21 protein-coding genes are annotated in these 20,922 nt (G+C 61.7%); 7 read left to right on the forward strand and 14 right to left on the reverse strand.

Going from position 1 to position 20,922, the window contains the following annotated elements; translation table 11 throughout:
* Positions 1-41 precede the first annotated feature (41 nt).
* The 8 genes from AC1DN0_RS17450 to AC1DN0_RS17485 form a co-directional block, all read right to left on the reverse strand.
* Entirely contained in the window at positions 42-2,516 is a 2,475-nt protein-coding gene (locus AC1DN0_RS17450; protein WP_477145870.1) for a VirB4 family type IV secretion system protein, read from the reverse strand.
* Positions 2,510-2,815, reverse strand: a complete 306-nt coding sequence (locus AC1DN0_RS17455; RefSeq protein ID WP_253932276.1) for a VirB3 family type IV secretion system protein — start codon at positions 2,813-2,815, stop codon at positions 2,510-2,512. Before AC1DN0_RS17455 ends, AC1DN0_RS17450 begins: the two co-directional genes overlap by 7 nt.
* Positions 2,815-3,123 carry a hypothetical protein gene (locus tag AC1DN0_RS17460; protein ID WP_477145871.1) on the reverse strand — a complete coding sequence of 103 codons (309 nt, stop codon included), beginning with the start codon at positions 3,121-3,123 and terminating at the stop codon, positions 2,815-2,817. Before AC1DN0_RS17460 ends, AC1DN0_RS17455 begins: the two co-directional genes overlap by 1 nt.
* Positions 3,110-4,108, reverse strand: coding sequence for a CpaF family protein (locus tag AC1DN0_RS17465; protein WP_477103141.1), 999 nt, complete (start codon positions 4,106-4,108; stop codon positions 3,110-3,112). Before AC1DN0_RS17465 ends, AC1DN0_RS17460 begins: the two co-directional genes overlap by 14 nt.
* 63 nt (positions 4,109-4,171) lie before the next feature.
* Positions 4,172-4,807, reverse strand: coding sequence for an IncC plasmid conjugative DNA transfer DtrJ family protein (locus AC1DN0_RS17470; protein ID WP_477103142.1), 636 nt, complete (start codon positions 4,805-4,807; stop codon positions 4,172-4,174).
* An 11-nt stretch (positions 4,808-4,818) separates the two neighbouring features.
* Positions 4,819-5,295: a hypothetical protein gene (locus AC1DN0_RS17475; protein ID WP_477145872.1), complete on the reverse strand. Its 477-nt coding sequence runs from the start codon at positions 5,293-5,295 to the stop codon at positions 4,819-4,821.
* 35 nt (positions 5,296-5,330) lie between these two features.
* Complete coding sequence (gene traD / locus AC1DN0_RS17480) at positions 5,331-7,178, reverse strand: conjugative transfer system coupling protein TraD (RefSeq protein ID WP_477103144.1); 1,848 nt, start codon at positions 7,176-7,178, stop codon at positions 5,331-5,333.
* On the reverse strand, positions 7,178-8,308 hold the full coding sequence (locus AC1DN0_RS17485) for a TraI domain-containing protein (protein ID WP_477103145.1): 1,131 nt from the start codon (positions 8,306-8,308) through the stop codon (positions 7,178-7,180). The genes traD and AC1DN0_RS17485 overlap by 1 nt, the downstream gene beginning before the upstream one ends.
* Before the next feature lie 816 nt (positions 8,309-9,124).
* On the opposite strand from AC1DN0_RS17485, the gene AC1DN0_RS17490 reads away from it, so the two are divergent.
* From AC1DN0_RS17490 to AC1DN0_RS17500, 3 genes are all read left to right on the forward strand, one after another.
* Positions 9,125-10,198 (forward strand): hypothetical protein, encoded by a 1,074-nt coding sequence (locus AC1DN0_RS17490; RefSeq protein ID WP_477103146.1) that lies wholly within the window; start codon positions 9,125-9,127, stop codon positions 10,196-10,198.
* A 95-nt stretch (positions 10,199-10,293) separates the two neighbouring features.
* On the forward strand, positions 10,294-10,815 hold the full coding sequence (locus AC1DN0_RS17495; protein ID WP_477145873.1) for a hypothetical protein: 522 nt from the start codon (positions 10,294-10,296) through the stop codon (positions 10,813-10,815).
* Positions 10,812-11,351 carry a FlhC family transcriptional regulator gene (locus tag AC1DN0_RS17500; protein WP_477103148.1) on the forward strand — a complete coding sequence of 180 codons (540 nt, stop codon included), beginning with the start codon at positions 10,812-10,814 and terminating at the stop codon, positions 11,349-11,351. The genes AC1DN0_RS17495 and AC1DN0_RS17500 overlap by 4 nt, the downstream gene beginning before the upstream one ends.
* Here the strand turns inward: AC1DN0_RS17500 and AC1DN0_RS17505 are convergent.
* The 5 genes from AC1DN0_RS17505 to AC1DN0_RS17525 form a co-directional block, all read right to left on the reverse strand.
* Positions 11,345-11,884 (reverse strand): AAA family ATPase, encoded by a 540-nt coding sequence (locus AC1DN0_RS17505; RefSeq protein WP_477103149.1) that lies wholly within the window; start codon positions 11,882-11,884, stop codon positions 11,345-11,347. The genes AC1DN0_RS17500 and AC1DN0_RS17505 overlap by 7 nt on opposite strands.
* Positions 11,885-11,889: 5 nt before the next feature.
* A complete protein-coding gene (locus tag AC1DN0_RS17510; RefSeq protein WP_477103150.1) occupies positions 11,890-12,099 on the reverse strand; it encodes a hypothetical protein in 210 nt (69 codons plus the stop codon).
* A gap of 126 nt (positions 12,100-12,225) precedes the next feature.
* Positions 12,226-12,489, reverse strand: coding sequence for a hypothetical protein (locus AC1DN0_RS17515; protein ID WP_477103151.1), 264 nt, complete (start codon positions 12,487-12,489; stop codon positions 12,226-12,228).
* Positions 12,490-12,649: 160 nt separating this feature from the next.
* Positions 12,650-13,168 carry a bactofilin family protein gene (locus AC1DN0_RS17520; protein WP_477145874.1) on the reverse strand — a complete coding sequence of 173 codons (519 nt, stop codon included), beginning with the start codon at positions 13,166-13,168 and terminating at the stop codon, positions 12,650-12,652.
* Positions 13,169-14,103: 935 nt separating this feature from the next.
* Positions 14,104-15,123 carry a carbon-nitrogen hydrolase family protein gene (locus AC1DN0_RS17525; RefSeq protein ID WP_477103153.1) on the reverse strand — a complete coding sequence of 340 codons (1,020 nt, stop codon included), beginning with the start codon at positions 15,121-15,123 and terminating at the stop codon, positions 14,104-14,106.
* Between the two features lie 416 nt (positions 15,124-15,539).
* Here AC1DN0_RS17525 and AC1DN0_RS17530 point away from each other — a divergent pair, with 416 nt between their 5' ends.
* Both AC1DN0_RS17530 and AC1DN0_RS17535 read left to right on the forward strand, forming a co-directional pair.
* Positions 15,540-16,451, forward strand: a complete 912-nt coding sequence (locus tag AC1DN0_RS17530; protein ID WP_477145875.1) for a hypothetical protein — start codon at positions 15,540-15,542, stop codon at positions 16,449-16,451.
* Positions 16,451-18,310: an ATP-dependent helicase gene (locus tag AC1DN0_RS17535; protein ID WP_477103155.1), complete on the forward strand. Its 1,860-nt coding sequence runs from the start codon at positions 16,451-16,453 to the stop codon at positions 18,308-18,310. The genes AC1DN0_RS17530 and AC1DN0_RS17535 overlap by 1 nt, the downstream gene beginning before the upstream one ends.
* On the opposite strand, the gene AC1DN0_RS17540 is transcribed toward AC1DN0_RS17535, so the two are convergent.
* Positions 18,307-18,825, reverse strand: a complete 519-nt coding sequence (locus tag AC1DN0_RS17540; RefSeq protein WP_477103156.1) for a hypothetical protein — start codon at positions 18,823-18,825, stop codon at positions 18,307-18,309. The two genes, AC1DN0_RS17535 and AC1DN0_RS17540, sit on opposite strands and share 4 nt — an antisense overlap.
* 331 nt (positions 18,826-19,156) lie before the next feature.
* Between AC1DN0_RS17540 and AC1DN0_RS17545 the strand changes: the two genes are divergently transcribed.
* Both AC1DN0_RS17545 and AC1DN0_RS17550 read left to right on the forward strand, forming a co-directional pair.
* Positions 19,157-19,291, forward strand: a complete 135-nt coding sequence (locus tag AC1DN0_RS17545; protein WP_477103157.1) for a hypothetical protein — start codon at positions 19,157-19,159, stop codon at positions 19,289-19,291.
* A gap of 144 nt (positions 19,292-19,435) precedes the next feature.
* Entirely contained in the window at positions 19,436-20,842 is a 1,407-nt protein-coding gene (locus AC1DN0_RS17550) for a recombination directionality factor (RefSeq protein ID WP_477103158.1), read from the forward strand.
* Positions 20,843-20,922 lie beyond the last annotated feature (80 nt).

The following is a 20,922-nucleotide window of genomic DNA, read 5'->3' on the forward strand; positions in this document are numbered from 1 at the left end:
CAGGGACGCGATCAGGGTCAGGTAAACGGGACGGAGTAGATTCATGATGCGGCGGTCTCCACGAGGTAGTTGGCTTTCCAGTTGGGCTTGCCGCTTCGCTTGTGCTCATCAAAGCGGCGTTGCAGGTGCCCCTCGGATCGCAGGAATGCGAGCGATTTCGAATCCAGGGCGGTACGGATGACACGCGCAAAGCCGTTGCTCAGAATCAGGTACTCGCGCTGCGGCATCAGTGTCTTGACGATATCGACGTTCTCGTTCGTCAGGCCAAAGTACTTGATATAGGCCTCGCGATGCGCCTCCGCACTCTTGTTGGCGAGCAGGATCTTCGTCAGGATGTTGTCCGTCATCGTGGCCGAGATCTCCGAGGAGGTAATCGAGGTCGGCGACTGGATCGTCAGCCACAGGAAGGCATTCTTCTTGCGGAAGGTCTTGAGCCAGTCATCCAGGCGGGGGGCGAACGCGGGGTGATTGACCAGGAACGACGCCTCTTCCAGATAGATGAAGGTCGGTCGGCCATCGAGCGACTCATGGATCTTCCGGAAGGCATAATCGATGAACGCGCGCGCCAGCCGATCCACCGCCAGCAGATCCTTCATCTCGGTGCAGGTCCAGCTCGACAGCGAGTAGTCGTCGGTGGAAGAGTCGAACATGCCATACGGCCGCCCCTCCAGCCATTCGCCCAGCTCGGTGCCCAGATGCCGCGGAAGCTGAATGGCGAGGGTGGACAGGCGAATGTCCTGTGTCGACATGGCCAGCTTCTGGATGGCGCTGTCGATGGCATCGCGATCCTCGGCGGTGCAACGATAGCCGCCCTCCATGATCCGCTGGATGACCCATTCCCGGGCCCACAGCTGCCCATCGGGCGAGCCGTCCCGCAACACCGCCAGCGGGTTCAACCGCATCTGGCCGTGCTTCATGTCGATGTGCTGCCCACCGTGCAATTCGGTGGTGATGCGGCAGGAGTTGTCCCGGTCGAAGATGTAGACGTTGGACTGCCCAATCTCCGGATCGTAATACCGCCGGAACTGGCTGAGGCAGAGAGACACAAAGGTGGTTTTGCCGCCGCCGGTGGGCGCGATCAATACGGCATGGCCCACCTGCCCGACGTGCGGGATAAAGTGGTATCGCCCGCCATAGCCGTCGATGAACTGCGCAAGCGCCGAGACGGGCCTGCGCAGGACTTCGGAGAAATAGGGGTGCTCGCGATAGCCCTCATCCATCGTGAAGATGGGCGACGCGTCGGCCACGTTCTCCAGGCTGACCAGATGGTAGCGGGATTGCCTCGCCCACTGCCCCGGGAGCATCGCTTCCCAGGACGGTCCCAGGTTCTGCCGCTCGCGTACGGATTCGAACTCGACATCCGCCAGACGGCCGTGGACCAGCTGGCAAGCGATTGTCAAGTCATGTTCCGAATCGGCATAGACTGCGATGGAGAGATTGTGGTACGCGAAACCCAGCCCCTCGGACGACAGACGGCGCATGGCCTCCTTGCATTCGTCGTGCAGGTCCTGCTTGCCACTATCCGGCTCGGGCGTCGCGTCCGCCATCTTCTRTGCCACATAGTTGAACGGCGAGAACAGCGTCATCCGGTAGTAGTTCACCGCCCCCTTCAGCTCGGTCTTCGCCTGTTCCTTGCCGAGAAAGCGGATGATGTGGCAGATCGTCATTTCGACATCCGACCCAATCAGCGCTTCGAGCAGCAACGGCGACGTGGGGGAAGGCCATTCCTTCACCCCGATGACGCCGCAGTACCGCACGTCCCCTTCGCTCTGGAAGGCCATGACCTGCTTGCCGGTCGTGATGTAGCCGTTTGCGATCCAGCCGTCGAGCAGCACACCCTGTGGCTTCGCGGGCGGTGCCAGGCGTGTCGCCGGGTTGGCGAGATGAAACAGGGCGTTGGAGAACTCGCGGCGCTCCAGCCGCTCGAATCGCATCGTGGGAATGGTCGTGTCGAACATGCCCAGCAAGCCCTCGAACTCCCCTACCGCCTGCTGCAGCCGGTCCCGGTCCCGCAGCACTTCGGTGCTGGCCGAGACGGACCCGAGCGCGCCACGCAACAGYGCGACGGGAAGGCTCCTGCCCTCCTCGTTCATCAGCCGCGTGACGCTATCCAGATAGCCCTCCACGCCCTGGTGGCCGGTGTAGAGCAGGAAGAACCAATGCCGGAAGCGGTAGGAAATGCCCGACCGGAAGGTGTTGCCGATCAGCCGATCGAGCTGGGCTGCCGTGGTGTTGTCGAAGTCGCCTTCCGGATACGTATAGTCCTTGCGCTTGTCGACGATCCACCAGCCAGTCAATCTAGAGTCGAACTGGCCGAAAGCGCGCTGGAGTTGCGTGACGGCCTGGTCGACGAGGTCGTCATCGAGGTTGTCCGGGTCCGGCCCTTGATAGGCGTAGGCCGCCAGCAGGGAGCCGTCCTTGCACAGCAGCAATTCCGGCGTCACAAAGTCGAGCCACGGCAGGATCTCCTGCTGAGGGTGCTCGACCTCGTCCTTCTTGTACATAATCTCTAGCATCGCACCCCTCGCCCATAGCCCACCGGCCGCTGCGCCCCCTTGAAGCGGTCCCGTACGTGCGGCTGGTAATGGTCTGCCGTCTCGGCATACTTGAGATAGATGTCGATCACCTGCGGATCCTTCCGGTACGCCCAGCGCAGCACGGCGTGCATCACGATCCCCGCTGCCAACGGCAGCGGCGTGGTCGCGAGAAAGCACGCCAGCCCCACGCCCGGCCAGATCATGGCCATGGCCTTCAGGCCGATGCCGCCCGAGAGCATGGGCTTCTGCAAGGCGAGGTAGGTGACGGACTCGCGCATCAGATCGAGCAGGCCGGCGGGATCAGCCCGGTGGCGGCTACGAGCGTGTAGGCGGCGACGGCGATCACGCAGCCCAGGAAGATGTACTGGCCCAATTCCGAGAGGTGTGCCTGCTTGTTGAAGTAGCCGATCACCCACAGGAAAATCGCCAGCACCGCGATCGCGCCTACGATCTGCTTGAAATAGTTGATCAGGAAGCAGAAGGCCTGCATGCCGCCGGAGGCGGACTGTGCAGCCGCGGAGGCGGAGAAGACCGCCAGGACCGTCAGCACGACGATCTGGTGCGGCTTGAGCCTAAACTTCTTCAAGTACGTATTGACCATGTTCATCCACTCCTTTGACAAGACAGATTTGTTCCACGCGGCGCTCGATGCCGACTTCGTGGTTGGTTAGCATCCGGGCATGCTTCTTTGCGTACACCACCAGATGGATCGTCTTTGCGAGGTAGCGCCGCGTCGTCCTGGCGTCGAACTGCGCCCCCGGCGGCAAAGACTGCTGAAATAGAATTTCGATGGCATCGAGGGCTTCCTCGGCGCCATTCGCGTGCACCGTCGTGAGCGTGCCGTCATGGCCACTGTTCATCGCGCGGATCAGGTCATAGGTGTCGTCGCCGCGCGTCTCGCCCAGGATCAGGCGGTCTGGCCGGAAGCGCATCGCCAGCTTGACCAGTAGGCGGGCTGTCAGCCCGGCCTGGTGATTGGCTACCCAGGCCACATGATTCGGGACCGTGATGTTGAGTTCGCGGGCGTCTTCAATCGTGATGACGCGCTCGTGCGGCGGCACCTTGCCGAGGAAGGCATTGGCGAGCGTGGTCTTGCCCGAGGAGGTGCCGCCAGCGACCAGCAGGTTCTTGCCTTGCCGAATGAAGAGCTCGATCACCTTGTCGGCCTGCGCCTTGGTCAGCATCTCGCGGGCGACCAGCTGCTCCAGCGTCGGACGCTTGTCCGGGGGCAGGTGCTTGCGAATGGAGAAGGTCGAGCCGTCGGGCGCCGTCGGTGCAATCGCGCCGGCAAAGCGCATGCCGTCGAGCGTCGCATCCACGATGGCATCGGCCGAGGAAGCGACCGCATCCTTGCGAACCTGTTTCGCRATGGCCTGAATGGCGATGTGGATCTCGTGCTCGGCCAGCCTGATGCCGGTATCGACAACCTTGCCGGCACGCTCGACAAAGACGGCCCCACCCGGGTTGACCATGATTTCGCTGACCGCCTCGTCCGCCAGTAGTGGCAGGAGCGGCTTCAGGCTGCGGGCGATCGCGTCGGCGATGATGTTGGCTTGGATCATGGCAACCATGATCCCGCGCCGGCAGCGGAATTTTCCGGCGAAACGCGCACAGAAACTTGCCGGATTCGAGAGTTAGGCGCCCGTCTGCAGGTTGGCAGCCATGACCCAGACAGCCGCGGCCGTCGCCAGGAAGAAGCCGCCCAGCACCATCGGCGTCAGGGTCAGCGGCGTGATGGGCACGAACATGGCGAGCCCAATCGCGAGAAGGACGAAATGCATGCTCGAGTAGAAGAAGATGGGGTTGTGCTGGCCAAAGTCATAGCGCTTCTTGAGCCGTGAACCAATGCCGTCCACAAATGCGGGCAAGGCAAAACCAATGGCCGCCGTGAGGTAGAGCGGGCCGAGCGCAAGCACGCGCCAGAGCACGCGGTACACCAGCATCCAGAAGCCAGTCACCCAGTCCCGAAGCCAGCCGGTCGCGCCGGCGGAAAGCCCCGGGCCGCCCATTCGTTGCGGTTGCGTGAGGGACACGCTGCGCTTTACCCAACCCGGGGCGACAAACCAGCGCTCGAACTTGTCGTCGGCCCTGGCTGTCACCTCCCGATGCTGGCCGCCCCAATTCGACAGGAAGCGCACCTCCGCTGGTTCGACCTGGAATGACTCGGGCGCCATGACGCCCGGCAGGATCAGCAGCGCGACCAGGGGCGCGAGCAACCACCAGAACAGGATGTGCTGGTTGAACTCGCTTTTTTCGGCGAAGAGGATCATGAGTCGGCTGGCTAGTAGGTCCGGTCCCGGTACTTCCGGAGCAGCGTCTCGGCCATCACGGGGGTCAGAAATTGATTGGCGAAGCGCTCGATGGCCTCCGTTTGGCTCATCCCGTTGGGCGTCCAGACGAGCCCATCCTTCCCTTCCGCAAAGGCACTCAGGCTCTGCTGCGAGGGATCCCACTGTTCGCCATCCGTGGTCGTACAGTTCAACTGGTACATGAAGCTCCCATTCTCGATCCAGGTGAACAGGTACCAGCCCATGGCGTCCCCACCGCGCCGCTCCGCGGCGATGTACGCGGTGAGCGCGAGCCGCACGGTGTCCCGTACCAGGAAGCGATAGCTCACCTTGCCATCGCCTACGTACTGCAGAAAGCGAACGGTCAGGTCCTTGAGCAGGGGATGCGCGAACCAAACCTTACGGGCAGYGGGCTGAACGCCGATATCGGTGGCAAGCCGGTTCAGCGGCGTGTATTCGTACTTTTTCATTGTTGTTGTTCTGTCTTCGTCTATGTCTTCGGTCGCTATTGTGCGATCAGGGGAAGGCGGCCTTTGTACAGCGTGCTGCCACCGAGAAATGCAAAGTAATGGAGACCCGGCAGTCTGGTCAACAGGTCCGGCGAGACAAAGGGAGCCTCCGTCTCCTCCATGGACCGCCCGGTGCTGCCCCGGAACTCCGTGAATGCCGTGGAGCTCTCGGACGTGTTGGAGTACGACGTGCTCTGCTTGCGTGCGGTGGTCTGCCCAAAACTTTCCGAGATCCACTTCGCCGTCTCGTAGTCCTTGACGCGCAGGCAGATGACGTTGTTGAGGTTGCCCAGCATCTGGCGCGCTTTCTCCTTTGAGCCCAGCCGCACGATGAAGTCCGCCTCGGTCTGTGTCGCCATAAACGCCTTGAAGCCAGCCCCGCCCGCCTTGTTCAGGATCTGAATCGCCTGGTCATTGGTCAGCTCCGCCGACTCGTCCGCCATGATGTAGACGTTGGTCTTGCCGGTGGTGTTATAGATGGCGCCGGCGACCGACGCCAGATCGGCGAAGAACACACTGCCGATTGCCGAGCCAATGATCTTGTCCGGTAGGGAATTAAGCGCGATGTAGACGACAGCCCGCTCGTTGATCATCTTGGCCGTATCGTAGATTGGCCGCGTATCGTTGATGTCCTCCGGGTCTGGCGAGAGCATCGCGCCTAGCTCGCCCGAGCCGAGCATTTCCAGGATTGGCTCCAGCACCTGGATCATCTTCGAATAGTGCTCTTTGGAGTGTCGCACCATGGCAACCAGGCCATCGATGCACTCGTCAGCATTCCCGGTTTCGAGCGTGTACTTCTGGATCATCAGTTCCAGACGGCTGGCTGGCTTTCCCCCTGCCATGCTCATGAGATCCCGGTCCCACGAGGGTCCCTCGGCGGCGAAGAACCGTTGCGTCAGAAGCTGCTCCAGAAGCGGCTCGACGCCCATCTGGATGTAACGCTTTACCTTCTTGATATTGGGCCGCACGCCGCACGCCACCATGCCAGACATGACACGGTACAGGGACTTCCAGGCGAAGGACCGGAACGACTCGTCCGCGTCAATGAGGTTGGTGAGGCGCGTTGCGGCCTCGCTGATATTGCCCCAATTGGCCAGCGGATTGATCCGAATGCACTTTGACGGATGCGCCGGGTGAAAGTACAGAAACTTGCGCCCTGCCCGCTTGCACTCCGATCGCAGGCGTCGTTCCCACTCCTGGTCACCTTTCGGGTCCAGCACGAACAGCGTGCTATCTGGCAAGTCGATGATCTGCGTCGAGATCAGCTCATAGAGCCGGGTCTTTCCTGCACGCGTAGTCCCCACGATGAGCGTGTGCCCCGTCAGGGAATCCAGCGGCAGCCGCACCGGGATTTCCGTGGGTTCCATGCCGTGGATCCACGGCACCCCGATCGCGTCTTCCTTCAGCAGGACGGAATTCGCCGGGGTGATATGGCGCACGACGCTGTCCGGCAGCCACCGTGGCAACGTGCCAAGCTCTTCCGGGTTCCGGCTGAGAATCTCGCGGGCGATCTCGGAATGACGTTGCTTCCACAGGAAGCCGCTCCCCAGCCAGAGTGCACCCTGGTCGCGGCGCTCCAGATCCCGTGGCACCCGCTCCCTGCGCGAACGCATCAGCACCTCCTCCGCAGGAAGTGTCTCGGCACGCAGCACCGACAGCGAAATGCGAAAGCGATACAACTCGAGCGCCTGGTGTACGCGCAGCGCACCGAGCGACAGGGCGAATGGCGCCCCCACCCACCATAGCGGTGGTTGCGACGCCGACAGGAACAGCGCGGAGCCCGCCCACACGCCGGCCGTCGCCACATCGTAGTTCGGGCGGAACATGTCGCGATACGTGCGCATCAGGCCGCCTCCCCGCCAAACAGGAAGGTACCGACCGCCGGAATTAGAACCAAGTGGGTCGCGGTCTGATCTCTGACCAATCCTTCGTCCACCAGCAGCTTGGTAGCCGTCGCCGGCGCCATCCCGTACCGCACAAGCGCCTTCTTGGGGAAGCGGAAGCCTTCCTCATCGGTAGAGCAGTCTGCGCGAATTCGCGCCACGTCCTTGTCCACCCGGATGGCCTTTAGCAAGTCGGAGACTAACGGGCTCAATAGCGGCATGCCGTCCCCTCCGCCCTGCTTGGGGCTTTGTGCAGCCGGTGTCGGTGCGCCTCCGGGTGCTGGCGCGGTCGCAACCAACTGGGCAGGTGGTGCCTGTCCGGGCGATGGCGCCGGCGCAACCGTCGCCTCAGGCAGCGCGAGAAGGTCGCGCAAGGCAAGCCGCGGCGCGCCCAATTCGTCGATGCGCCTTGCTCTCTCCTTTCCGTCGATCTCGAAGGCCTTGTCCTGGGCGACCCGCACCACCCGGCACAGGGGTGCCTCCACCGCGATGGCGCCCCGCACGGGCAGAATCGCATCGGCAAGTGCCCCAATCACGGACTCCTCGAAATCGCCCCAACCGCCCGGCGCAAAGAAGCGTCCGGCCAGTAACGCGGCGACCATGCGGGAAGGCGCTCTCGGCGTCGGATTCCAATTGACAACATAGTCCTGCACGCCGGCATCCACCAGCGCCTGCGTCAGCGACACCTCACTCAATGGCGACCAACGCCGCCCGGCTACTGTCACGATCGCAACAGCCTCCAGGATCGCGGGCACGGAAGCAAGCGCAGCCGCAAAGCCACTATAGCGATACTGCGGGTCAAGCACGCGGCGCGTCTCGGCCGTGTGATTGGGCGCAAAGATGGTGCTGTCCGCGAGGCGAAATGCCATCAGCCCGCTGACCACACCGAATCGTAGTGCGCCGCCCTGCTCGCAGTAAGCATCCCGCGCCAGGGGAAGGGCCTGGACGCATGCGGCGAGACGATCCACCAGCGGCTGTATGTGGCGGTCGAACTGAGCACGGTTGAATCCCGACGCGGATCGCAGAGTTTCGATCAGATCGGCATCCAGGGAAGCCAGCAGCGCTGCTGGCGGTATCGTCGATAGTTCCATATAGACCAATCCTGCAGGACTTCTACGGCGTTTCATTTTCGATTGGGCACCGAAAACGACCGCGACTTGTCAATGCACGTCCACGTGATGAGAAAACGACACGATATTCGGCGAATTTATGCCAACAAATTCGCCGCTGACATTCAGCTCACGCGAATACGATATCGAGGTCTGAATTGCCCGCGCGGGCAAACTTTCATCACGCCAACACGTTGATTTGCAAAGCTTTTCAAAACGTCACTGGCCAATCTTTGGGCACTTAATGGCCGGATAAGCTTCATATATTCGTGGGTTTCCCAAATCAAAGTCTGGCTCTCTTATTTTTCTATTTTTCATTAGTATCCCTACATGAGTGGGGGGGGGCAACAAATTCCCTTCGGAATTAGCTAGCATTCAACGGCACCATCTCTTTTATCAAATGATCCGTAAGGGATCATCACCAATTTAGCCGCACTAACAAAGGAGGCTCGCCATGCCGTTCGAATTGGGTACCAAGTGCTCATGTCTGGTGGACAGTCAGCTACCCCACGACATCAGGCTCCGCGCGCACGCACTATCCGTTGAGATTCGCAACTCGAGGATGCGCTTATCCAGAGACCTTGTTGCTACGTGCGTCCTGCTGCATCAGTTGAAGGAGATCATGGGCGTCGACTTCGACGAATACGCCTGTCAATCCCTTGGCTTTGCGCGCCGCTCTCTGTGGAGATACCTAAAGGTTGGCGCTGGCTGTGTTGAAGCCATCAAGGCGGGCGGTCTTGAGTAGTAACCCGCGCGACCCTGAGGCCGAGGGTCATCGCGCAAATTGTTGGAGCTTTCATGCTATACGACCCAAACAAAAGGTTTGAGCTACCCGTTGATCTCGATCTTTCGGACGAGGTGAGGATCCAGGTCTACTCGCTTTCCGCAGAGATCTACGCCACAAAGAAGCGATTGGCCAGGGATGTGGTGGCAATGTGCATCTCGTTGCATCAGTTGAAGGGGATCATGGGCGATGCGTTCGAGGAGTACTCCTGTCAGTCCCTCGGGTTCGCGCGTGGCTCTCTGTGGAGATACTTGAAGGTGGGTTCCAGTTGTATGGCCGCCACAAAAGGAATGAACGATCCGAGCGAGTTGATCAATGCCACCACGATGAGAGCATTCCAACTACTCGACGGTGCGAGTGAGGAACTCCTCAGCGCGGTTCGGGAGCGCGCGTTGCGCGGCGAGCCCATCAACGAGCCGTTGGTAAAGGACCTGATGAAAACCACCGAGCGCCTGGAGCAGGACCTGGCCAACGCGGAGGATGACATCCGGAGAAAAGACGCCGAAATCCAGGCCAAGGATGCCGAGATCGAGGCGCACGGTCAGCAACGCGCCGATATTGAACGCGAGATGAAGGGCACCATCGAGAAACTCGAGAGCAAGATCACTGCCATCCAGTACGAGGAAATGCAAACTGCGAACATCGCCACGGAACGCCAGCGCCTTGCCGACATGCTAGCGGAGGATGTCGTCCGATTGGAGGCCAAGATCCGTAGTCTGCAAGCCGAAGCGGAGCACGCCAAGGTGATCGAGAGGGTTGTCGAGAGAAGCCCCGACGATCAACGTATTGCAGCGGATGAACTCCAACGCATCAATCAGCAAATTTCCGATGCCAAGCAGCGACTCAATGATACTGAGTCAACGCTAAGGCAAATGGCCGAGGACTTGGCGCGCGCACGAGCCGATGACGAGACTGTCCGAAACCTGCGATCTGACTTTCAGGCATTCTTTGGGAAGCTATCCACAACATTACTCTTGAAGACATCACAACTCAGCGTGGACTCCAGGGAAGCCCTTTCCGAGATGGCTGAAGCCTTGTCGACCGTCCTCCCGACACTCCAGCGATACGGCAATAAGGAGGCAGCGTAGTGGACCCCACGCCGGCTGGCTTCGTAAATGACGCGCTGTCTCGGCTTGTTCGCACGGAGATTCAGAGCRCCAACAGGGCCTTGATTAGAACACTGGTGACTGCCGCCTATGCCGGAGATGGCTTTGCATCGGAGTTCGTGGGGACGCCTCGGGAAACGCTCACGCTCTTCGCCAAAGCGACACCAACTCAGCTGAACACCATCTACAAGTTGGGCTTCCCCGTGTGGGACGTTGAACTGTCGACCGCCGACTTGGCAAAGGAGCTGAAAGGCGAGGGTACGATTACACGGGGACCAAACGCTCTCCCCCAGCATGCGCTTTCCCAGTTAGTTCGAGCGGAAATTCAGGAAACCAACAAGGCGTTGATTAGGGCATTGGTTGCCGCAGCGACCGACGGAGACACCCTGCTGCAAGCGATCACTGGGGTATCAAAACAAATGCTCGATCTCTTTGCAGGCGCCAGGCAGAGCCAGCTGGTGCCCCTCATAGGAACGTGCCGCCCCCTCTGGGCATTTCGATTTTCCGCCCCCGACCTGGCGAAGGCGCTACTCGACGGCGAGATCGGAACGACTGCGGTGACACACCGTTTTCTTGCCGGGTTAGGAGGGAGAAATTGAAAGAGACACCGATAAGCCGCATCAAGATTCGTCAGGCTAGATTGCTGTGCAAGATGGGCGCGAGGGCAGTCACGATCACATCGGCCACGGGGATCCGGCTCGCCGACGCCCGCGCCATCTATAAGGAGATTAAGGGTTTCGCCTCCCCTTCTGGGCAGACCCCTCACTCGCTGGAATGGTACATGGAGCGACCCGCTCGACAGTTGCAAGCGAGTGTGCTCCTAAAGCTCTACGCCCTTGGGATCAAACACGGCTACGCAGCGCAACAAGCATTCATTGGGGCGTACGAAGCCTATTGGAATCTCTACGGTGAGTCGGGGGGCGGAGACGGCCTCCGCGCAGAGTGTCTGATTGACCCGGAACGCGCTCACTACCTAGTGAAGCGATCAGGCGATTTCGGCACACTCAGTGCTCCAGGCGTCGGCGAGGCAATTGCCGTGCAACCATGTCGCTCCTGCGGACTGGATATCCTTGCTCCGGCACACGATACTTCGTTCGAATGCCCATGTTGCGCGTCCCCGGCGTGCGTCTATTGAGTGCCATCGGCGTGCCTGCGCATTAGCTGCCGAACAGCTTCTCGGCACGCCTCGATGCCAGCGCTGTTGTCGATTCGTTCGACCCGCGGACCACCGCATTCGATGACGCTCGCCAGTTGGAGGTCACGCGCGGAAGTGCCTCCCGCGAGCCAGGCGCGCGCCGATTGTCCAGCCCGCATTCTTAGCCGCTCGATACGCAACTGCTCCGGGACTGACACGCAGACGATTCGCCAATTCTCGTCCAGCAATGGCAGATGCGAGGGGCTGGACGGTAGGCCATCCAGGACAACGCGAGGCCGTGTTTGCGCCAAGGCAATCACTGCGGCTGCCACGCTGTCTGGCAGTGGCCGGCCGGCATCTGCGTGGCGCAGCATGACCATCACCCGGACCGGAATATCGCTCGGCGACATGCCCTTCTGTGCCAGCCGCCGCAGCGCCCCAATGCTGATGTGCCAGTACCCATCGTCCGCAAGCATCCTGCCTATCGTGCTCTTGCCCGCTCCGTGCGGGCCAATCAAACAAAGTCGTTGCATCCGRCTCACGCGATACTAAAGGTCTTGGCATGGACGTTCCCGCGCAGCTTCGTGACCGTGGCTGTGATGGCGTCAATGGTTGATAGAACCCCTTCCTCCTGCAGAAGTGCAAAGACTAGGGGGTCGGTCCGCCTCAATGCAGTGAGGGTGGTGCGCGCATCCCGCATGTTGTCGATCGCATCCCCGATGTACTCGAGAGTGATGATTGGGTTCACGGCCCTCTCCTCGCTAGGTTGCCTGTTCCATTTCGATTTTCCCCATCTTGCTTGCTTAATTGGCCCAAACCATTCGCCATTAGTTGACTTGACCTGTCCGGTGGCGAGATCCGCCAGGTCTCTTGACTACAGTCTTTTGCTGTCCTGTGGGCTAGTGAGCGCCACTCGACGTTTCTCCAGGCATTGGCATACCGAGAAGACGAGCAATGCTCCGAGTCCTACATCAGACGCGATCACGCCGACGCGACCCAACAGGCGAACGTTGAAGATTGACGCTCTACCGAGGGCATACTGACCGATAGCAACTTCGCCCGCAATCCAGCTTGCCAACAACACGACACAGGCAACGAGGCACATGAGAAACGCCCGCTTCTTTAGACTTGGCATCATGATTTCTCCTCATTTTTTGCTCACGTGTTCGAGCATCAGCGCCCAGAGCGCTGGCCAATCCACCCCTTCGCGACTGGCCCAGAGGACAAGCAGTAGGGCCGCTAACCGGCCCAGTGCCCAGCGCCGGCGCATTGCGGGAGGCAGATCCCCGAACATGCGATCAGGAGGCCTGGGCGAGGTTGCCCTGCAGCACGCCACTAGATTCCATGTCGCCATAGCGAATATGCTCGGCGACCAGTGTTCCGCCATTGCGTAACGACACGGTTGCGACTTCCTTGGCGTCGATCCTTCCCCAATTGACAAGCAACTCTGCCGCGGTCACCGTCGACACCTTGATCGTACCCAGGTTAAACAATCGCTTGACAGAGACCTCGGCACCAATCTCTGCGCCTTCCGCAACGATGAGAGAGCCGTTGGGAATCTCGATGCGACCGGTCGKCAGATTGCCGGCAATGAAGAGTCCACCCTCCAGAATCTCAATGGTGCCCTCTATCGCGCAAGATGCCTGCAGGACATGACGAACGTCTTGGGCCGCGTGGTCGATCACCAGTTCCTTCCCATCTATCCGATACCCTGGTAGCTCTTCGTCGTTTGCGATTCGGGTCTCCGGCGAGGCGGCTGGTACTAGCGGTGCCGCAGACGCGGGCGTCAACGGCTGCAGGGGGCTCACGTTGTTCATTCTTTTAGCTCGGCTGAGATGTCGATGGCGGTACTTGCGGGCGCGCAACTTCAGTGGCGGCGCTAGCGGCCGTTTCGTGCGGAGTTGCCCGTGCTGCATCGGCTGCCTTCTGCGGCGTCGCTTTGGACGGGCCTACAGGTGTCCCCTTTAGCGTCACCTTCACGCCTGCCAGATCCTCACCGGAAGGTGTTGTCTGCATCGCGCGCCCCTTGGCACCGTTCTGTAGCGGCGCCGGCAGTGGCAACGGCACAGCGGCTGCAGCGTTGGCTGCGGGTGGCAGGTTTACTTGTGGGATCGTGGCCGCGGGAGGCGGTGACACAGGCGGCAACTTCGCGGGCTCGTAGACGGGCGTGGGGTTCGACGGCGCTGCGGGTACTGGTGATGCCGCCAGCCGACCATCGGCGCCGGCTTCAGAGTGGTTTGATGCGTGAAGCTGGACAATCGGCCCCGCAACGACGGGTCCCTTCGATGCCGAGGCTTGTTCAGCGAACCCTGCTGATACTCCTCCGACTGACGGAGAAGTAGGGGAAACGAAGGCGTGCGCAGTCACTGGCGCTGCGGCTTTCTGGCGATGAAGAAAGTACTGCTGACCAACGAAGCCAAAAAGGACGGGCGACGCAAGCAGGATCGCCAGCCCGATGCGCTTCCGATGGAACTGCCACCAGGTCATTGCGCGAAGAGCCGATCGCCGTGCTGTCGCTCCTGCGTCCCCACTCTCTAGGCTTCGTACCTGTTTGCGGGGACCTTGCTTCGATGGCTGCTGCCCTACTACACCAGATAGGACGGTCGGTCCTCGCGCCACGGTTCGCGCGCCGATAAGGGCAATGGGATTGGGGCTGAGATCGGATTGCATGGAGGTATTGAACGCGAAAACGACCCGCGCGTGGGGTACAAGTTCTCCAGAAAAATGCGGCCGATTCGATCGTGCTCGATGCTCAAGGCAATGCTTCGCTGAGCAAGAGCGGACTCCCAAATAGGCGCGCCCACGATCTAGTGACCGATCGCTGAATAGTTAGTGCGCCGAGTGTGTCCCACCATCCGTTAGCAATCAAAATCACCGGCACGCCATAGTGAAGGTGATAAAGCGGGAGCGACGTGCTCGCCTCAAAGCAGACCAGCAAGCTGGCGGACCGCCCAGCCACCTCGATGACACTGCCCGCCTTGGCATAGTCGGTCGGATACGGTTCGATCAGCGGAATAGGCGCGATAGCGGGCGTGAAGATCCCACCGGGGAGATCCCAAACACCTTTGCGCAGCACACCGTCCTGCGTGGTGATGCCTCCGACCAACAGGCGTTGGTCAGTCTTCAAGGCTTCCCGAAGGTGGCGCATACCTGCCAATGGCAATGTGCCTAGCCAGTTCTCCGGCGCGACAATCACCGTCGCCGAGGATTCCCGCACTTCGTGGGAAAGCTGGATCATCGCGTGGGCGGCCTCTTCGAAGGTTCGTGGCACTGGCGGCGCAGGACTAAACTGCAGGCCGGACCAGCTCGATACGCCTGTCGGAGGATACCTGTAAGCATGCAGGTTCAGACCAGCCGCCAGCATGAACGCTGCGATGACGAAGACGGCCAGCGCTTGACGAATCGTTCCATCCACGCGCCGCCAGCCCGCTATTGCAACGGAAATCCCGACGTACAAGATGACGCCGGCATATCCGGCCCCCGGGAAGAGCCAGCCCGCTCCGGCGAGCGGTGGCAAGGACAGCCAGTAGGCAAGCGGCGGCAGCGACGGCGATGCCAATTGCATCGTACCGCGGAGCCACCACGGGCCAGGCAAGAGTGCCGGCATTGCCATCAATGCCGCATAGATTATCTGCGCCGCCAAGGCGAGCCACAACGATGATCCGGACGCGTATGCTGACGCAGCGACGCACCAGGCGGCACCAAGAAACAATGAAGCGGCTCGCGCGAAGCGTCCCGCTGCGGTTGGATGGTCGGTCGCGAACGGCAGCAAGGCATATCCCAACCCACTTGCAGGCGGCAGCGAAATGCCGACGCCCGCTAGAAAGCAGATAAGACAAGCATTCGCGCGCGCGCGTAACCGAAGAGTTCCTGGAGACATGCTGGCATTTGAGTATAAGGCGTGCACGCGATTGCCCTCGAATAAGGCGCCAAGTTTAGTCCAACTCGGAATTCACCGTATTTGGCGAATTTGTGGCAACGAAGTGGCCGAATGACTCTCCACCACTCTTATAAATCAAGGGCTTACAGCGGATAAATTTGCCCGCGCGGGCAAAACCAGGTGGCGTCATGCAATCGCTGCGGCGACGCGAGACACGAATCGAGCACGTTTTCGCCACGCACTCGACTGCACGCCTTCGCGCGGTTCACGCAGGATTCAGTGACATCCACCCAAAGAAGGAAACCACGATGTCACAACTCACTGCCGTTGAATCCGACCGGGACAGCTTCGAAGGGGGCCTCGGCACGGAGAACGATGAACTTCTCGTGGCCGCCGAGGAATCCCGCGATGCCCTCGCAGCCGACGCCGCCGAGAGCTCTCAGGGTGCCGCCAATGCCGAATCGGCCACCGACGAGGCCGACCGGGCCCGCGCCGAGGAACAGATCCGCCGCGCCAGCGCGCAACGCGAACGCGGCAAGCAAGAACTCAAGCGCAAGATTGCGGGCATTCCGTCGGTGCAGCAGCACGTCACGCTCAACGACCAGGTGGTCGCCTCGTCGTTCACCCGCTTCTTCTACATCATCGACAAGGGTGCCGAACTGATGCGCCGACGCGGCGATGCCGTGATCGGCCAGGAGCGGGCGACCAAGCTGCGCGAGCAGCTGCAGACGCTCATCGGCGCCGTCGAGGCGGACGTGCGCAAGGACCTGGACGCTACGCAGGCCCTGATCGACCGGGACGCCTATGCGGAGGTCGCGATCGCGGTGACCTACACCGCGCCCACCTATAACGAGACGATCCAGATCCGCTCGCGGGAAGGTCTCGCGCTCCAGCGCGTCTTCGCCATGTACGATCAGCTGCTGTCGTTGATGGTCAACCTCGAGTGGAACGGCAAGATCGACCCCAGCGAGGTCGACCAGATGCGCTATCAGACCAAGCAGAAGATTCGCCCGATCTTCCGCTTTGCCGCCCGGGCCAATATCGGCATGAACGCCTCTCGGGCCAGGAATGCCGGCGGTCAGGCTGCGCGCGGTGGTCGCYGGGCTGCGGACACCCGGTCGAAAGGTGACGAAGCCATTGTGGAGGCTGTGAGCGGTCTTCAGTCGAGCCTGGCGGAAAGCGCCGCCGGCGGCGGCACCGACGTAACGCTGCCGATCTGATGGCGAGCGATGAGCGCCTGCTCGCGGGTCTCAACCCCGAGCAGCTCGAGGCGGCACGCTGCCGCGCCCACTGTCTTGCCGTGGCTTGCCCCGGCTCCGGCAAGACCAAGACTCTGGCCGCGAAAGCGGCCTTTTTGCTGTCGGACGGCGCCTCGACCGTCACGGCTGTGACCTTCACGCGAGACGCCGCGCTGGAACTGCGCGAGCGCATCGTTGCCATCGCCGGCGACGCGGCCAAGCCGCGCTTGCTGGTCGGCACGTTTCACTCGATCGATCTCCTGATGAGCTTCCCCAAGGGGCGCAGCGGCTTCGGCAGCGCCATCCTGGCGGAGATGCGCTCGCCCTACGGCGACCGCTCATGGGACATCGTGCGGGAAGGCGAGCGGCGCGGGTATCTGCGCCGGGCCATCGCCCAAGCGGGCCTGGAGATCGACCTCGATGAGGCGACTCGTTTGATCGAGGATGCGAAGGCCGCTGGCAAAGGCCACGGCCTGGAGGACGCGCAACGGGAGATGCTCGAAACCTATCAGCGCATCCTGGAGCGAAACGGGCAGGTCGACTTCCAGGACATTCTCCTGAAGACCAACGAGGCCTTGTTCTCCGGCGCCATGACGCCGTTGCCGGTCGACTACCTGCTGATTGACGAGTTTCAGGATACCGACCTCGTCCAGTACCGCTGGGGCGCACACCATGGCGCCGCCGGCAGCCAGATCACCGCGGTCGGCGACGACGATCAGTCCATCTATGCGTTCCGCCGCGCGCTCGGCTATGAGTGCATGCAGATGTTCACCAAGGAATTCCAGGCGAGCACCATCCTGCTGGGCATCAACTATCGTTGCCGGGACGAGATCCTGTCGTCCGCGGGCAAGATGGTGCAGGCCAACCTTGGGCGGATCCCCAAGCTCCTGCAGGCGGCCAAGGGCGCAGGCGGGCGCGTCGAGTGGGAGCGCTTCAGCGATTTCGACCTGGAGGCTGAAGCCTGTGTCGACGCCATCGCCGCCGCGACGGCTGACGATGCATCGTTTGCGGTGCTCACGCGCGCCAACCGCAGGCTGGACCTGATCGAGGCCATGCTGGTGGCACGCCAGATCCCGTATCGGCGGGCAGACGGCGAGTCGGTGCTGGACAAGCCGGAAGTGGCTCTGTTCGGCGCCGTCATCGACTCCGTGGCCACGCAGAGCGCGCGGGCCGTCGACCAGGTGCTAGGCTGGGCCGGCTTGTCCGAGGACAACCTCGCGCAGATCCACCAGCTCTTCGGCAATGCCATCCGGATCGGCGCGAAGCAGGACTTCGAGACCACTACCCTCTCCCCTGACGGCATTGCCATCTGGAAGGACTTTGCCAAGCGCCATCAGGCCTGGTCCTCCTTGGACAAGGAGGGCCTGTACCACCTGATGCTGCTCGGTATTCAGGAGTGGCTCTTGCTGCATGCAAAAGATGACCGGACCAAGCGCATGTTGGAGGTTGCGGCGGCGATTTACCACCCCGCCGGCAAGGGCCCGAAGGAGCGGCTCGACGAGCTGCGCCTGGCTCGCCAGAAGAAAAAGAAGGACGAAAGCGAGCATAACGCCATTCGGGTGTCGCTCATGACCGCGCACAGTTCGAAAGGGTTGGAGTTTGACCGGGTGTGGATCCTCGGCGCCGAGGAAGAGGCATGGCCCTCGAAGCACGGGTCGCTGGAAGAGGAGCGGCGCCTGATGTACGTTGCCATGACGCGGGCGCGCGAGCAGCTCTGGATCAGCGCGGCCGGAAAGCGCCGCACCAGCCTGTTCGTCGCTGAGACCGGCATTGAGCGGGCGCCGGAAGGCAAGTACAGGACATCCAGCCGGCCGAGCGTGCCCTCTGGGGAAGCGTCCTAGCCGATGCCATGTTCGTCGGACAATTCCTGCGCCGTCTTGCGCGGGATCCGCAGCGCGCTGATCTTGACCGCGCCATACGCCATCAGCACCGGCGGCAAGACGGCCAGTTGCTGGTCCCGATCGATGCGCCCCTCGAATCTCGCCACATACAGGCAGCCATAGGCTTCGTCGAAGCGGCGCAGCAGCCGATACAGGCGCGCCCCTTCCCCCGACACCAGTCGCAACGCCACCTCGGCGTAGATCACCGTGGTCGTCGTCGGGTGGATGGCGCGACAGCGGAGGTCCAGCAGATCGATCTCCGTCTCCAACTGATCCAGGTCGTGGCGGAGAGCCTTTATATAGCCAGGCAGTTGCGCGAAGGCCCGCATCTTCGTGGCCAACAGGTGAAAATCCCGCCTGACCAGGCGGCACACCAGCGCCGTCCGAAGCGGCATGGTCGCGCGTGATTCAACGGGGGTTCGCACCTCTTCGATCCGATGCGAATTTTTGATGACGAGCGAGGGATTCTGGTCCATGGCAGCATTATTAGGGCTTCGCTTGTACCCGGTCAGGGCGAAACCGGCGGGAAATCGCACGCGACTCGCCGCTTTCCTTTACCGGCGCTACCCCTTATCATGAATCCACTCTTCAGCCGTGCAAGCGGCAATGTGTCTCCAGCAAAACAGCACCGGATTTGTCGCGGACTTGCTGGCTGACTCTCAAAATTTTGGCGTTTTGTCGTGCCGGTACCCTCGCCTCTCCAGGTTGGGTTCGCCTGCCCACACGCCGCGCCCTTCCCCTTCGATCGTCGCCTCAGGCCATTCCGGCCCGCCTTGGCGTCCCTTCAATCTCTCCCTGCAAGCCGCCATGGAAATACTCGCCGTGCTGATTCTGGCCGTACTCCTGCTTTTCGCTATCGGGAAGCGCAACCGGTCCGATCACGACCCGCAAATCGACCCATTCTTCTTCTCGCAAGACAAGGACAGCATGGATGACGAATAACGGCTGCCGACGCAGCGGAATGGCCTAGCCATTCCAGTGCACAGGCACATGGACTTCCCAAGCCTCTCCGAGGCACACATGAAGATCCACCGGATTTGCCGGTGGATAAACCGTTACGGCGATTGCCCGTCATGGAGAGAAATCATGGAGAAGTCCATCCTGTCGGACCGACTCAACAACGGCACTGCGCGCCTGAATATATCGGGTCGCATCCGCAGTGGTACCAAGCTGCTCACCGCAGCCGCCGCAAAGAACCCCAAGGCCGTCTCCCTATTTGCGCCGGCGCTCGCCGGCCAGCAGAAGTTCAAGGACGCCGAAGCGGCCATCGCCGCGCAGTGCAACATCGCCTATCCCACCCGCCCCGTGAACACGCCCCACTTCAACGTCTCCGGGGCAGACTTCGAGATGCCGGAATTCGCCCGGCATATCCTCGACACCTACGGCGAGCAGCGCGGGGACGACGTAACCCGTCTCTACCGCTTCCCGATCGTCTTCCACACCGATCAACTGCTCGACTTCTTCCCGCACGCCTTCAAGTCTTATGGCGCCGCGGTCAATTACGAGTCCCGCTATGGGGCCGATGGCAAGCGCTACTGCATGTACCGCGAGCCGGTCACCCCCGAGCAAGTCCAGCAGCAACGCGCGCAGCGGATGAAGTTTCATCCCCGGCGCGAATTGGTGCCGCGCGGCGAGTGCATGCCGGATAGCTGCCCCGAGTACCTGCAGGGGCTGTGCAAGTTCCGTGGTGAGCTGCAGTTCTACATCCCCGGCATTCCGACCGTCGGGCCCGTATCGATCGCAACCACCAGCCAATACGCGGCAGAAGGCATCTTCACCGACCTGATGCGCATCAAGGACGCACTCGGGACCATCCCGCGTTTCAATCCGTTTCGGCCAGGCAAGCCGATCTACTGGCTCACCAAGGTGCAGGAGACGCGGACGTACTACGACGACCAGGGTGCCAAACGTCTGGGTATGCAGTGGGTGCCCAAGCTCACCGCGGATCTGGACATGGCGAAGGCCCTGAGCCTGAACACGGCCCCGGCGCTGTCGCTCGGCCTGGCTCCCGCCGCCCCCCAGAGCTGGCTGGCCGGAACGACCCCCTGTCCCCCGGCAACCCAGTCCGCCACGCCGGAGGCCGATCCTCCCGGCGACTACGACGCCAAGCTGCAAGCGCAGGTCCTGCGTGCCGTCAATGACAGCAACGGCGACCCCGAGTTGATCAGCCAGTGGGCCACACAGCGGTATGGGGAGGATTGGTCCCGCACCAATACCTCGCTCGACGGCGTCCATACGGTCTTCCGCAGCCTGGGTGATGACGGTGAGTACGTCAACGCCCGCCTGCGTTTCGAGATCGCGGCATTGGTGAGCGGCATCGACGAGACGCTGCGCAAGCAGTACTTCAAGGCGAAGCTGGGCAACGGCTGGACGCACAAGATCGACCAGCTGTGCGCCGCTACCGCCGAACTCGAGGCGCTGGGCAAGCGCGGCGCGAACTATGCCAGCAGCTTAATGCTGAGCTTCCTGGACGATCTGCAACTCCCCGCCTAGCGGTCCGCGGTGGTCCCCACACCGCGAACCCCGTGCCGGCAACCGGCACGGGGCGCTCAACCTATTCCATCGCGAGGTAA

It is taken from the genome of Cupriavidus sp. 05N39, assembly GCF_056397325.1.

Excerpts from the sequence above, each read along its gene's own strand:
- AC1DN0_RS17485 (WP_477103145.1), bottom strand. The coding sequence starts at position 8,308 with ATGGAACTATCGACGATACCGCCAGCAGCGCTGCTGGCTTCCCTGGAT.
- AC1DN0_RS17550 (WP_477103158.1), top strand. The coding sequence starts at position 19,436 with ATGGAGAAGTCCATCCTGTCGGACCGACTCAACAACGGCACTGCGCGC.
- AC1DN0_RS17540 (WP_477103156.1), bottom strand. The coding sequence starts at position 18,825 with ATGGACCAGAATCCCTCGCTCGTCATCAAAAATTCGCATCGGATCGAA.
- AC1DN0_RS17535 (WP_477103155.1), top strand. The coding sequence starts at position 16,451 with ATGGCGAGCGATGAGCGCCTGCTCGCGGGTCTCAACCCCGAGCAGCTC.
- traD (WP_477103144.1), bottom strand. The coding sequence starts at position 7,178 with ATGCGCACGTATCGCGACATGTTCCGCCCGAACTACGATGTGGCGACG.
- AC1DN0_RS17470 (WP_477103142.1), bottom strand. The coding sequence starts at position 4,807 with ATGATCCTCTTCGCCGAAAAAAGCGAGTTCAACCAGCACATCCTGTTC.
- AC1DN0_RS17455 (WP_253932276.1), bottom strand. The coding sequence starts at position 2,815 with ATGCGCGAGTCCGTCACCTACCTCGCCTTGCAGAAGCCCATGCTCTCG.
- AC1DN0_RS17515 (WP_477103151.1), bottom strand. The coding sequence starts at position 12,489 with ATGATGCCAAGTCTAAAGAAGCGGGCGTTTCTCATGTGCCTCGTTGCC.
- AC1DN0_RS17505 (WP_477103149.1), bottom strand. The coding sequence starts at position 11,884 with ATGCAACGACTTTGTTTGATTGGCCCGCACGGAGCGGGCAAGAGCACG.
- AC1DN0_RS17545 (WP_477103157.1), top strand. The coding sequence starts at position 19,157 with ATGGAAATACTCGCCGTGCTGATTCTGGCCGTACTCCTGCTTTTCGCT.
- AC1DN0_RS17490 (WP_477103146.1), top strand. The coding sequence starts at position 9,125 with ATGCTATACGACCCAAACAAAAGGTTTGAGCTACCCGTTGATCTCGAT.